A 12,040-nucleotide genomic window follows, 5' to 3' on the forward strand; every position below is an offset into this window, starting at 1 on the left:
CCCGGACACCGATCCGCGGCGACCCCGAAGGGCCGACCCGTTCCCCGAACTGACGGTTCGGCGTCCATCGACCACGCTAGTTGGGGTCGTCAAGGCTTACAAGCCAGTTGGCTGACTGCCATCTGTCGGGACCATCACACAAGGCAACTCCACCCTCACGGATGAGCCCCGCCTCGCCCGGAAGGACCATTGCTCTACCCCCTGTGCGCGGACGTCAACAGAGCGTAAAGCAGCAGTTGGAGCGGCGACGGCTACGGCGTGCTGCGCGCCCCGCGATCCGGCGCGAGGAGCCGGTGTGACTCCTCAGTCGTCGGCCGGTACGCGGACCTCGCGCGGCGGGGTGACGTCCTCCTCGTGCAGCGTCTCTGTCGCGGCCGGGGCGGGGCTCGTCACGACTCCTTCCGAGACGCGCAGCTCCGCGGCCCGGCGTTCCCGGGCCGGGCCGGAGATCAGCTGGCCGGCGGCCACCAGGGCGGCGATCACCGCGCAGCCCAGCCACAGCACCGCGCTGCCCGCATGCTGCTGGACGAACCCGCCGATGACCGGGGCCAGCGCCGACCCGGCCGACCAGGAGAGCGAGTTGACGCCCTGGTAGCGGCCGCGCAGCAGGGACGGCGACAGCTCCGCGACCAGCGCGGAGTTGGACGGGCTCTGCAGCATCTCGCCCAGCGTCCAGATCACCACCGTGATCGCGTAGAACGCGGCCGTGCCCGCGAAGGCGTTCAGGCCGAAACCGATGCCCAGGATGACCGTGGCGAGGGCCAGCACCCGGGAACGGTTGTGGCCGTCGATCAGCTTCGGGACGAACAGCTGGCCGGCGACGATCATGAGCCCGTTCACCGCGATCACCCAGCCGAAGGTGGCCGGGCTCAGGCCGTCGGCGCTCATCGAGATCGGCAGCGTCGACATGTGCTGCATGATCACCAGCACGATCAGGAAGTTCAGGCCGAGGAAGACCAGGAACACGCGGTCGCGGAAGACCGTGCCCAGACCCGGCCCGCCGCGCGCCCGGCGGGCGGCCACCCGCGCCGGCCGGGTCTCGGCCAGGAAGGTCAGGGTGATCAGGGCGGTGATCAGGGTGGTGCCCGCGTCGACGACGAAGAGCAGCAGGTAGTCGACCTGCGCGGCGAAACCCGCGACGATCGCTGCGCTGGCGAAGCCCAGGTTGATCGCCCAGTAGTTGAGCGAGTACGCGCGGACCCGGTCCCGGTCCGGGACCACGTCGACCATCATCGCCTGGAACGCGGGTCGCACCCCCTCGGCGAAGATCCCGAGCAGCCAGGCGCCGGCGAGCAGCTGCCAGAAGCCGTGGGCGAAGCCGAGCGTGAGCATCAGCGCGGCGGTGCCGAACTGGGCGGTCAGCATCGTCGGGCGCCGCCCCCAGCGGTCGGTGAGCACCCCGCCGCCCATGGTCCCGATCGCGCCGCCGACGCCGTACGCACCCAGCACCAGGCCCGCCTGGCTCTGCGAGAAGTGCAGGTCCTGGGTGAGGTAGATGGCCAGGTAGATGACGACGAAGGAGCCCAGCCGGTTGATCAGCGTGCCGGTCCAGAGGAACCAGAACTGTCGGGGCAGTCCGCCCGCCGCCTCCCGCAAAAACGCGCGCACGCTCGTACCCCCGTGTAAGCACCGCTGGAACCTTCTGGACTTACAACCTAGTGATCTTCGGAGGCACGCGCAGCCCGGTTTCCACGTGGTGGTCGCCACTGAGGGGCGGCGCACGGGGCCACCTGGGCTGCGGCAAAATGGAGGGCATGACTGGGACCCTTGTGCTGCTGCGCCACGGCGAGAGCGAGTGGAACGCCAAGAACCTCTTCACCGGCTGGGTCGACGTCGACCTCAATGCCAAGGGTGAGACCGAGGCCCGCCGGGGCGGCGAGTTGCTGAAGGAGCACGGGCTGCTGCCCGACGTCGTGCACACCAGCGTGCTGCGCCGCGCCATCAGGACCAGCGAGATCGCCCTGCACGCCGCGGACCGGCACTGGATCCCGGTGAAGCGCCACTGGCGGCTCAACGAGCGCCACTACGGCGCACTGCAGGGCAAGGACAAGAAGCAGACCCTTGAACAGTACGGCGAGGAGCAGTTCATGCTCTGGCGCCGGTCGTACGACGTACCGCCGCCGCCGATCGAGGACACCGACGAGTACTCGCAGTTCGACGACCCGCGCTATGCGGCGCTGCCCCCGGAGCTCAAGCCACGCTCCGAGTGCCTGCAGGACGTGCTGCTGCGCGCCCTGCCGTACTGGTACGACGCGATCGTCCCGGACCTGCGCGAGGGCAAGACGGTGCTGGTCGCGGCGCACGGCAACTCGCTGCGCGCGATCGTGAAGCACCTCGACCAGATCTCCGACGAGGCGATCGCGAAGCTCAACATCCCGACCGGCATCCCGCTGCGCTACGACCTGGACGACGCGCTGCGCCCGGTGACCGCGGGCGGCGCGTACCTCGACCCCGAGCTCGCCAAAGAGGCCGCTGCTGCCGTCGCCAACCAGGGTCGCTGAAACCGAAGAACGCAATGAAGCCGGGATGCCCCCGTGGCATCCCGGCTTCCGTGTTCCTGTGGGTAGTCAGTCTTGGGTTACCGGCCGGCCGGTGATCAGGTAGATCATTTGTTCGCTGGAGTTGACGGCGTGGTCGGCGTAGCGCTCGTAGAAGCGGCCGAGGAGAGCGCCGTCGATGGCGGTCTCGGCGCCGTAGGGCCAGTCGTCGTGGAGCAGGACCTTGAAGAGGTCCCGCTCGAGGTCGTCCATCGCGTCGTCGTCCTTCTCCAGCTCCGCCGCCAGCTCGGCGTCCGGGTTGGCGATGACCGTGGTGATCTTGTCGGCCATCCGGTCGGCGACCTCGGCCATCTGCCGGAAGACCGGACGCAGCTCCGCCGGTACGGCCGGGGACGGGTGGCGGCGGAGTGCGGTCTTGGCGACGTGCTCGGCCAGGTCGCCCATCCGCTCGAGGTCGGCGGAGATGTGCAGGGCCGTGATCACCATGCGCAGGTCCGAGGCGACCGGGGCCTGGCGGGCGATGGTGTCGGCCACCTTCGTCTCGACCTGCCGGTAGATCTCGTCGACCTCGGCGTCGCGGGCGACGACGGACTCGGCGGCCTCCCGGTCCGCGGTCAGCAGCGCGGTGGTTGCCTTGCGCAACGCGGCGCGGACCGCCTCCGCCATCGTCACCAGCAGGCGACTGACCTCGTGGAGGTCGGCTTGGAACTCCTCGCGCATGTTCTCGTCCTGGGGGTTCGTGGCTGGCCGGACCGGGGTCGGCAGCCTGGGTGAGCAGGGCTTGCAGAGGCCACGCTAGGAGGGTCCGGAGGCGTGGACATGAACGGCGGTGAACGACGCCGGGCCGGGCGGTGAACATTGTTCGAAGCGTGCCGGATTTGTCCGATTATCTACGCGACCCAGGTAAACAATGACCCTACGATCGCTGCGTGGAGACGGTGTACGGCATCGCACTCATTCTCGCTGCGCTCGTCATGGGCGTAGTGGGAGGGTGGCTGCTGTCCCGCTCCCGGAGGCCCGGCACGCCGGCGACGGCGGCCGATCTTCCGGCCGGTGCGAGCGAGGGGGGACCAAAGATCGACATCGACGAGGAGCCGAGCGGTAAGCACGGGCTCAAGGGACTCGGCCGCAAGAGCCTCGACTCGCTGCGGGTGGGCGTGGTCGTGCTCGACGCCGAGGACAACCCGGTGCTCGTCAACCCGGCGGCGCGGGCCATGGGTCTGCTGCGGTCCGGTGGCGCTCCGGCCACCATCGCGGCGCACCCGATCCTGCGGACCCTCGCCGGCCAGGTGCGGCGCACCGGCGTACGGCGCGAGGTCGAGCTCGATCTTCCCCGTGGTCGCGCCGGCAACGCTCAGGCCCCGCTCGGTCTGCACCTGCGCGCGGTCGCCCTCAACACCACCCACGTCGCCGTCGAGGCTGCCGACGTCACCGAGTCGCACCGCCTCGCGCGGGTGCGCCGGGACTTCGTCGCCAATGTCAGCCACGAGCTCAAGACCCCGATCGGCGCGCTCCAGCTGCTCGCCGAGGCGCTGCTCGACGCCACCGAGCTGCCGGACACGGCGCCCGAGGCGCGGTCCGAGGACCTCATCGCCGCCCGGCGCTTCGCCGAGCGCATCCACCACGAGTCCGCCCGGATGGGGCGGCTGGTCAACGAGCTGCTCGAGCTGACCCGGCTGCAGGGCGCCGAGCCGCTGCCCACCCCGGAGCCGGTGGCCCTGGACTGGGTCATCGCCGAGGTGATCGACCGCACCCGCACCACCGCGGCGGCCAAGCACATCGAGGTCGTGTACGCCGGCCCCAAGGGCACCACCGTGTACGGCAGCGACACCCAGATCGCCACCGCCGTGACCAACCTCGTGGAGAACGCCATCGCGTACTCGGGGGAGGACACCCAGGTGTCGCTCGCCATGCGCCAGGACGACGAGTGGGTCGAGATCGACGTGACCGACCAGGGCATCGGCATCGCCGCGCACGACGTCGACCGCATCTTCGAACGCTTCTACCGAGCCGACCAGGCCCGCTCCCGGTCCACCGGCGGCACCGGCCTGGGCCTGGCGATCGTCAAGCACATCGCCACCAACCACGGCGGCCGCGTCGACGTGTCCAGCACACTCGGCGGTGGCTCGACGTTCACCCTGCGCCTACCGGCGCGACCCCCGGAGTCCCCGCTGCCGTCACCGGCTGCGATTGAGATCGAGTCCGGCGCGGCCGGGCTCCCCTCGGCCTGACGGCCGGCGAGTAGGAAAGGAACCCCCATTGGCTCGCGTGCTCGTGGTCGAGGATGAGGAGTCGTTCTCCGACGCCCTGTCGTACATGCTCCGCAAGGAGGGCTTCGAGGTCTCGGTCGCCCCGACCGGCACCTCGGCGCTGACCCAGTTCGACCGGACCGGCGCCGACATCGTCCTGCTCGACCTCATGCTGCCCGAGATGTCCGGCACCGAGGTGTGCCGGCAACTGCGGCAGCGGTCGGCTGTACCGATCATCATGGTGACCGCCCGGGACAGCGAGATCGACAAGGTCGTCGGGCTCGAGATCGGCGCGGACGACTACGTCACCAAGCCCTACTCGCCGCGGGAACTGGTCGCCCGCATCCGGGCGGTGCTGCGCCGGCAGGGAGCCGAGGCGTCCGAGGTCACCACGCCCACGCTGGCGGCGGGCCCGGTCCGGATGGACGTCGAACGCCACGTCGTGACGGTCGACGGCGCGGGCGTGCAGCTGCCGCTCAAGGAGTTCGAGCTGCTGGAGCTGCTGCTGCGCAACGCCGGCCGGGTACTGACCCGGGGGCAGCTGATCGACCGGGTCTGGGGCGCGGACTACGTCGGTGACACCAAGACCCTCGACGTGCACGTGAAGCGGCTGCGCTCCAAGGTCGAACCGGAGCCCAGCGCACCGCGCTACATCGTCACGGTGCGGGGTCTGGGATACAAGTTCGAGCCGTGATGCCGGCTCAGGAGCGCGGCGGGGCGGCGGGCTCGCGGCCGCCGCGCTTTCTCGGGGCTGCTGATGCTTGGGCGGCGACGGTGGCGGGGTGCGGGGCGACCATTGCTGAGGCAACGCGCTGATCGCAGAGGCGGGCCAGTTCTGTGTATGCCTCTTGGCCGATGAGCGCAGCGAGCTCCGGCCCGTACGACTTGTACATCGGCTCGGTCCCCACGTGCGCGTCCGGGGACGAGGTGCACCACCAGTCGAGGTCCTGCCCGCCCGGTCCCCAGCCGCGCCGGTCGAACTCGGTCAGCGTCGACAGCAGGTACTTCGTGCCGTCCGGGCGCTTCGTCCAGTCCTGTTCCCTGCGTACCGGCAGCTGCCAGCACACGTCCGGCTTGTAGGTCAGCGGGTGCACGCCGTCGCGCAGAGCCTGGGCGTGCAGGGCGCAGCCGCCACCGCCCGGGAAGTCGGCGTCGTTGAGGAACACGCAGGGGCCGTCGTCCGTCTGGGTGGCCGTACGCCGGGCCGGCTTCGACCCGTCGATGGTGTCCATCTCGGTGTAGTTCTTGAAACCCCGGCGGTAGTGCTGCCAGTTCTCGGGCGTCAGCCGGGCCGCCGCGCGCTTCGTCCGGTTCTCGTCGTCGGCATCGGTGAAGAACGCGCCGTGCGAGCAGCAGCCCTCCTGGGCGCGACCGGCGATGATGCCATGGCAGGCGGACCCGAACACGCACGTCCAGCGCGACAGCAGCCACGTCAGGTCGGCGCGGACGACGTGCTGGTCGTCGGCTGGATCGGTGAACTCGATCCATTCGCGAGGAAAGTCGAGGGTCACCTCGCGGGCGCGGGCGGCGGCCGCGTCGTCCATCACGATGCGGAGCTGGGTGCGGCGACTCACCTGCGACAGCGTACGCGCGCCTGCCGCGTACCCGTGCGCAGCGGGCCGGGTTTGCCCCCATGTATACCGACCGAGGAACTGGCAGCCGAGCCGGACGGGTCTACCCTTGACGCGTGACTTCCCGCGTCCCCGTGCTCCTGTCCAGCTCCTCCGTCTTCCCGGAGCCGACCGCGGCCGCGTTCGAGATGGCGGCGACGGTGGGCTACGACGGTGTCGAGGTCATGGTCTGGACGGATGCCGTCAGCCAGGACGCCGGCGCCCTCGAGGGCCTGGCGAAACACTACGGCGTGCCGGTCCTCTCCGTGCACGCGCCGTGCCTGCTGGTCACCCAGCGGGTGTGGAGCCCGGACCCGTGGGAGCGGCTGAACAAGGCCGCGGAGCTCGCCGAGACCCTGGGCGCTCCGACCGTGGTGGTGCACCCGCCGTTCACCTGGCAGCGCGACTACGCCCGGAACTTCGCGGCGGGGCTGGCCAAGGTGCAGGCCCGGCATCCGGACACGACCTTCGCGATCGAGAACATGTACCCCGTCCGGATGGCGGGCCGGAACTTCGTGCCGTACGTGCCGGGATGGGATCCGACGGAGGCCGGCTACGACGCGTACACGCTGGACATCTCGCACTGCGCGGCGGCGCGCACGGACTCGATGGAGATGGCCGCGCGCATGGGGTCCGGCCTCAAGCACGTCCACCTCGGCGACGGCACCGGCGAGGGCCGCGACGAGCACCTGGTTCCCGGCAGGGGCAATCAGCCGTGTGCGGAGCTGCTGCGGTCGCTCTCCAGCAACGGTTTCCGGGGCTCGGTGGCGCTGGAGGTCTCCACCCGCAAGGTGACCAGCCGCGATGTCCGGGTGCAGGACCTGAGGGAGTCGCTGGAGTTCGCCCGCCGGCACCTCGCCCCGGCCGAGTCCCCGACCCCGGCGGCTACGCGGGCGTGAGGGTCGCGGCGCGCTTGCGGGCCCGGTGTGCCGCGACGTGCGAGCGGGTCGCGCAGCGCTCGGAGCAGAAGCGGCGGCAGTTGTTCGACGACGTGTCCAGGTAGACGTTGCCGCAGCGCTCGTCCGCGCAGATACCGAAGCGGGCGCTGCCGTATTCGCACAGCCACACGGACAGGCCCCACACCGCGCCGGCCAGGAACTCGGCGCTCACCGACGCGCCGCGGCTGGTCACGTGCATGTGCCAGTCGCTCGCGTCGTGGCCGGAGATGCGCGGCTGCACCGGGTGAGCCTCGAGCAGCGCGTTCAGCTCGGTGACGGCCTCGGTGTCCCGGCCCGAGGTGCCGTATTCGAAGACGTCGCGCAGCCGGCGCTGGGCACGGCGGAACACCGCGAGGTCCTTCTCCGTGACCTCGGCGCTCATCCAGGCGAGTTCGTCGCCGAACAATGCCCTGAGCCCGTCGAGGTCGCCGAGGCCCGCGTTGACCAGCTCCACCGCTGTGCGCGCGTACGCATCGAAGTTCACCCGACAACCGTAACCTCACCTGTCCCGGACGAACATGGTTCCGCCCGCCCGGCGCGGGTGGTGGCGGCTCCGCCGCGACCGGGCCGCGCGCGGGCGATACGCTCGGCCCATGCTCCGTTCCGTCTTTCTCGCCGCCGCCGGGTCGTCCCGGATGGAGCGGCTGATCTCCTCCGCCCCGGTGACCCGGGGGATCGTCAAGCGGTTCGTCGCCGGCGAAGGTGTCGGCGACGCCTTGCACACCAGCCGCGCGCTGGCCGACGACGGCCTGGCGATCAGCCTGGACTATCTCGGCGAGGACACCCTGACGGCGGAGCAGGCCACCGCCACCAGGGACCAGTACCTGACGCTGCTCGGCCGGCTGCGCGACGCCGGCCTGACGCCGGCGGCCGAGGTCAGCCTGAAGCTCTCGGCCATGGGCCAGAAGATCGACGATCGGATGGCGTACGACTACGCGCACGCGATCTGCGCCGCGGCGGCCGAGGCGGGCACCACCGTGACGCTGGACGCCGAGGACCACACGACGACCGACTCGACCCTCGAGATCCTCGCCGAGCTGCGCAAGGACTACCCGACCACCGGTGCGGTGCTGCAGGCCTACCTGCGGCGGACCGAGGGTGACTGCCGGGAGCTCGCCACCGCCGGGTCGCGGGTGCGGCTGTGCAAGGGGGCGTACGCGGAGCCCGAGTCGGTCGCCTACCAGTCGGCGCTGGACGTCGACAAGGCGTACGTGCGCTGCCTCAACATCCTGATGTCCGGCGACGGCTACCCGATGATCGCCACGCACGACCCGCGGCTCATCGCCATCGCCGAGGACCGGGCGCGCTGGTTCGACCGCGGGGCCGACGAGTACGAGTTCCAGATGCTCTACGGCGTACGCCCGGAGGAGCAGGCGCGCCTGGCCGCCGCCGGCAACACCGTGCGCGTCTACGTCCCGTACGGCGACCAGTGGTACGGCTACCTGATGCGCCGCCTCGCGGAGCGCCCGTCGAACATCGCCTTCTTCGGCAAAGCACTCACGAGTAAGAAGTAAGTCACCTTTCGGGATAAATCCCGCGTGTCGGCTTGACTTTTTCTGGTCATTTCACGGAACGCATCGCGCTCGTAACAGCCGTCTCGATACCGTACTGATGACACGCGCGCCAGCCCGCCGCGGCGCAAGGCCTGTCCGGCCTCGGCGGTGGCGCCTGCGAAAGGATCGGTGCGAGGAGATGACGGGTCCAGCCCAAGCCGAGGAGCGCCTGGCCGAGGTGCGCTTCCTGACCGTGGCCGAGGTGGCCGCGCTCATGCGGGTCTCGAAGATGACCGTCTACCGGCTGGTGCACGGCGGCGAGCTGAGCGCCGTGCGGGTGGGCCGCTCGTTCCGGGTGCCCGAGCACGCTGTGCACACGTACCTGCGGGGAGCCTTCTCCCAGACCGCCTGACAACCCGGGCCCGCGGCCCCCGGTGAGGGGCCGTGTTGGTCCCGCCGCCGCCGGGCCGCTACGCTGGAGCGGTTCGCCCCGTGATACCCGTGCGCGTCTTGGCGCCGCGCGGCCGAGGGGCGAACCGCTGTCAGTCCGGTCGGCGTGCCACTGCGCGCGCAGCGACCGGCCCACATGGTTTCGAGAGGCATGACGTATGGGCTCCGTGGTCAAGAAGCGCCGCAAGCGTATGGCGAAGAAGAAGCACCGTAAGCTGCTGCGCAAGACCCGCGTCCAGCGTCGCCGTCTCGGCAAGTGACGCCCGGCCGGGTCTTGGACCCGGCCTCCGCACTTGCCCTTCTCGAAGAAGCCGCACGTGAGAGGCGCGCCCGTGGTGTCGTCTGAAGTCGCGGCCCCGCCGCGGGTCGTCGTGGTCACCGGGGTCAGTCGCTTCCTCGGTGCCCGGGTGGCGTCCCGGCTTGCTGCCGACCCCCGGATCGAACGGGTCATCGGCCTGGATCCGCACGCCCCGCCGCCGGCCCTCGCGGGCCTGCTGGCGGACGTCGAGCAGATCCGGGCCGACGCGCGTGCGGCTACCGCTGCCATCGCCGAGCTGGACGCCGAGGCGGTCGTCCACCTGTCGGTCACCAGCGCCCCGGACCCGCAGCACGGCGGGCGGGCGGCGATGAAAGAGCAGAACGTCATCGGCACGATGCAGCTGCTCGCCGCGGCTCAGGGCGCGCGCCGGCTGCGCAAGCTGGTGGTGCGCTCGTCGACGGCCGCGTACGGCGCCTCGTTCCGGGACCCGGCCGTCTTCACCGAGGACACCGAGCCCCGCGCCGTGCCGCGCGGCTCCTTCGCCCGCGACATCCTCGACATCGAGGGGTACGTCCGCGGCTTCCGCCGGCGCCGTCCCGAGGTGGCGGCCACCGTGCTGCGGTTCGCGCCGCTCCTCAGCGAGACCGCCGAGACGTCGCTGACCCGCTACTTCGCCCGCCCGGTCGTGCCGACGGTGCTGGGCCGCGACGCCCGCCTTCAATTCGTGCACGTGGACGACGCGCTGGAGATCCTGCACCGCTCGGTGGTCGAGGATCACCCCGGCACGTTCAACGTCGCCGGTGCGGGGGTGCTGGCGCTGTCCCAGGCGGTGCGCCGGGCAGGCAGGGTCGCCGTACCGCTGCCGGAGGGCACCCTGTCGACGGTCGCCGGCTTGGCGCGCAACGTGGGCGTGGGCGAGATCGGCCTGGACCAGATCGACCTCTTCGTGCATGGCCGGGTGGTGGACACAGCCAAGCTGGTCAAGGAGTTCGGCTTCACGCCGCGTAGCACCGCGGCCGCCTTCGACGACTTCATCAAGGGCCACCGCAACGGTTCCTCGCTGACGGCCGACCGGCTGGCCGCCGCCGAGCGCGCGATCCTCGACGGCATCCGCCGAGTACGCGCCGCCGCCGCGGGTGAGCCGAGCGCGCCGACCCTTGACCAGGCCGACGAACACGAGGCCGTCACGCGATGAGCCAGGACGAACAACACCACGCCGCGCTGCCGGGGAACGCCGACTTCACGCTGCCCGAGCCGGTGCGGCCCAAGCCGGTGAACGGCAAGCGGCCCATCCCGATGCCCGACCCGCCGCCGGCGGCCCGTCGTCCCCGGCGCCGCCCGCAAGCGACCGCCGCGGCCGCCGCGACCGAGAAGCACGAGCACCACGATGCGGCGGAACCGGGTGCGGACGAGCCCGGCGACACCCCGGCGACGCCGGCGACCCCAGCCAGCCCAGCGACGCCGGCGACCCCGCCGACCCGTGCCTCCAGCCGGCGCCGGCCGGCCGGCCGCAGCAAGGCGGCGAACGCGGGTGACGCGAGCAGCTCAGCAGCCAGTAGCCCGGCGGCGAAGACCCCGGAGCCCGACGAGGAGAGCTCGGCACCGGCAGTCGGCGCAGCGCCGGAAACCGTGGCGCCGCCGCTCGACGCCGTGGACATCTGGGACCAGCGGGTGGCCAGCGGGCTGGCGTTCCTCCGGCGACGGCTCGCCGGTGCGTACGAGGTCGACGACTTCGGCTTCGATCCCGAGCTCACCGCGGCCGTGTTCCACCCGATGCTGCGCGTGCTGTATCGCGACTGGTTCCGCACCGAGGTCTTCGGCGTCGAGAACGTGCCCGAAAGCGGCGGCGGGCTCGTCGTCGGCAACCACTCCGGCACGCTGGCGCTCGACGCGCTGATGCTCACCACCGCCCTGCGCGACCAGCACCCGCGCGAGCGGCATCTGCGGCTGCTCGGGGCCGACCTGGTGTTCCGCATGCCGGTGTTGTCCGAGCTGGCCCGTAAGGCCGGCGCCACCGTCGCGTGCAACCCCGACGCCGAGCGGTTGATGAGCGGCGGCGAGCTCGTCGGCGTCTTCCCCGAAGGCTTCAAGGGCATCGGAAAGCCCTACGCCGAGCGGTACAAGCTGCAGCGTTTCGGTCGCGGTGGCTTCGTGTCGGCGGCCCTGCGCACCGGTACGCCGATCGTCCCGGTCGCCATCGTCGGGGCCGAGGAGATCTATCCGATCCTGGCCGACCTCAAGCCGCTCGCCCGGCTGCTCGGGATCCCGTACTTCCCGGTGACGCCGACGTTCCCGTTGCTCGGGCCGCTCGGACTGGTGCCGCTGCCCAGCAAGTGGCTGATCGAGTTCTGCCCGCCGATCCCGACCGCGCACCTCACCGAGTACGCGGACGATCCGATGGTGGTCTTCAATCTGGCCGACCAGGTGCGCGAGACCATTCAGGCGACGCTCTACTCACTGCTCGAGAAGCGGCCCGATCCGTTCGGCCGGTGAAGACATAGACAAACGGCGCTACAGTACGAAGTGAGGGGCGGCCCCGACAC

13 protein-coding genes are annotated in these 12,040 nt (G+C 71.1%); 9 read left to right on the forward strand and 4 right to left on the reverse strand.

Features of this window, described 5'->3' with window-relative positions; translation table 11 throughout:
- Positions 1–303: 303 nt before the first annotated feature.
- Positions 304–1,608, reverse strand: a complete 1,305-nt coding sequence (locus tag AB0368_RS21490) for an MFS transporter (protein ID WP_366155684.1) — start codon at positions 1,606–1,608, stop codon at positions 304–306.
- Positions 1,609–1,745: 137 nt separating this feature from the next.
- Between AB0368_RS21490 and AB0368_RS21495 the strand changes: the two genes are divergently transcribed.
- Positions 1,746–2,501, forward strand: a complete 756-nt coding sequence (locus tag AB0368_RS21495; RefSeq protein WP_366155685.1) for a phosphoglyceromutase — start codon at positions 1,746–1,748, stop codon at positions 2,499–2,501.
- Positions 2,502–2,567: 66 nt separating this feature from the next.
- On the opposite strand, the gene phoU is transcribed toward AB0368_RS21495, so the two are convergent.
- On the reverse strand, positions 2,568–3,218 hold the full coding sequence (gene phoU / locus AB0368_RS21500; RefSeq protein WP_366155686.1) for a phosphate signaling complex protein PhoU: 651 nt from the start codon (positions 3,216–3,218) through the stop codon (positions 2,568–2,570).
- Positions 3,219–3,472: 254 nt separating this feature from the next.
- Here phoU and AB0368_RS21505 point away from each other — a divergent pair, with 254 nt between their 5' ends.
- Both AB0368_RS21505 and AB0368_RS21510 read left to right on the forward strand, forming a co-directional pair.
- Complete coding sequence (locus AB0368_RS21505) at positions 3,473–4,729, forward strand: ATP-binding protein (RefSeq protein ID WP_366155850.1); 1,257 nt, start codon at positions 3,473–3,475, stop codon at positions 4,727–4,729.
- Positions 4,730–4,757: 28 nt separating this feature from the next.
- Positions 4,758–5,441, forward strand: coding sequence for a response regulator transcription factor (locus tag AB0368_RS21510; RefSeq protein ID WP_366155688.1), 684 nt, complete (start codon positions 4,758–4,760; stop codon positions 5,439–5,441).
- Positions 5,442–5,448: 7 nt separating this feature from the next.
- Here AB0368_RS21510 and AB0368_RS21515 read toward each other — a convergent pair whose 3' ends face one another.
- Positions 5,449–6,291 carry a hypothetical protein gene (locus AB0368_RS21515; protein WP_366155851.1) on the reverse strand — a complete coding sequence of 281 codons (843 nt, stop codon included), beginning with the start codon at positions 6,289–6,291 and terminating at the stop codon, positions 5,449–5,451.
- A 143-nt stretch (positions 6,292–6,434) separates the two neighbouring features.
- On the opposite strand from AB0368_RS21515, the gene AB0368_RS21520 reads away from it, so the two are divergent.
- A complete protein-coding gene (locus AB0368_RS21520; protein WP_366155689.1) occupies positions 6,435–7,256 on the forward strand; it encodes a sugar phosphate isomerase/epimerase in 822 nt (273 codons plus the stop codon).
- On the opposite strand, the gene AB0368_RS21525 is transcribed toward AB0368_RS21520, so the two are convergent.
- On the reverse strand, positions 7,243–7,779 hold the full coding sequence (locus tag AB0368_RS21525; RefSeq protein WP_366155690.1) for a CGNR zinc finger domain-containing protein: 537 nt from the start codon (positions 7,777–7,779) through the stop codon (positions 7,243–7,245). The genes AB0368_RS21520 and AB0368_RS21525 overlap by 14 nt on opposite strands.
- A gap of 109 nt (positions 7,780–7,888) precedes the next feature.
- On the opposite strand from AB0368_RS21525, the gene AB0368_RS21530 reads away from it, so the two are divergent.
- From AB0368_RS21530 to AB0368_RS21550, 5 genes are all read left to right on the forward strand, one after another.
- Complete coding sequence (locus AB0368_RS21530; protein ID WP_366155691.1) at positions 7,889–8,809, forward strand: proline dehydrogenase family protein; 921 nt, start codon at positions 7,889–7,891, stop codon at positions 8,807–8,809.
- Positions 8,810–8,987: 178 nt separating this feature from the next.
- On the forward strand, positions 8,988–9,200 hold the full coding sequence (locus tag AB0368_RS21535) for a helix-turn-helix domain-containing protein (RefSeq protein ID WP_125803603.1): 213 nt from the start codon (positions 8,988–8,990) through the stop codon (positions 9,198–9,200).
- Positions 9,201–9,396: 196 nt separating this feature from the next.
- Positions 9,397–9,498 carry an AURKAIP1/COX24 domain-containing protein gene (locus AB0368_RS21540; protein ID WP_007465623.1) on the forward strand — a complete coding sequence of 34 codons (102 nt, stop codon included), beginning with the start codon at positions 9,397–9,399 and terminating at the stop codon, positions 9,496–9,498.
- 72 nt (positions 9,499–9,570) lie between these two features.
- The gene (locus AB0368_RS21545; protein ID WP_366155692.1) at positions 9,571–10,692 is read left to right on the forward strand and encodes an NAD-dependent epimerase/dehydratase family protein; all 1,122 of its coding nucleotides are present in this window, start codon (positions 9,571–9,573) and stop codon (positions 10,690–10,692) included.
- 434 nt (positions 10,693–11,126) lie between these two features.
- Complete coding sequence (locus AB0368_RS21550) at positions 11,127–11,990, forward strand: lysophospholipid acyltransferase family protein (protein WP_366155852.1); 864 nt, start codon at positions 11,127–11,129, stop codon at positions 11,988–11,990.
- The last annotated feature ends 50 nt before the right edge of the window (positions 11,991–12,040 follow it).

The sequence above is a fragment of the Actinoplanes sp. NPDC051475 genome (assembly GCF_040689425.1).
In the GTDB taxonomy this organism is placed as follows: domain Bacteria; phylum Actinomycetota; class Actinomycetes; order Mycobacteriales; family Micromonosporaceae; genus Actinoplanes.

Bases quoted from the DNA above. Each gene is read 5' to 3' on its own strand.
- AB0368_RS21495 (WP_366155685.1), top strand. From the start codon at position 1,746: ATGGAGGGCATGACTGGGACCCTTGTGCTGCTGCGCCACGGCGAGAGC.
- phoU (WP_366155686.1), bottom strand. From the start codon at position 3,218: ATGCGCGAGGAGTTCCAAGCCGACCTCCACGAGGTCAGTCGCCTGCTG.
- AB0368_RS21505 (WP_366155850.1), top strand. From the start codon at position 3,473: ATGGGCGTAGTGGGAGGGTGGCTGCTGTCCCGCTCCCGGAGGCCCGGC.
- AB0368_RS21515 (WP_366155851.1), bottom strand. From the start codon at position 6,291: ATGGACGACGCGGCCGCCGCCCGCGCCCGCGAGGTGACCCTCGACTTT.
- AB0368_RS21530 (WP_366155691.1), top strand. From the start codon at position 7,889: ATGCTCCGTTCCGTCTTTCTCGCCGCCGCCGGGTCGTCCCGGATGGAG.
- AB0368_RS21535 (WP_125803603.1), top strand. From the start codon at position 8,988: ATGACGGGTCCAGCCCAAGCCGAGGAGCGCCTGGCCGAGGTGCGCTTC.
- AB0368_RS21540 (WP_007465623.1), top strand. From the start codon at position 9,397: ATGGGCTCCGTGGTCAAGAAGCGCCGCAAGCGTATGGCGAAGAAGAAG.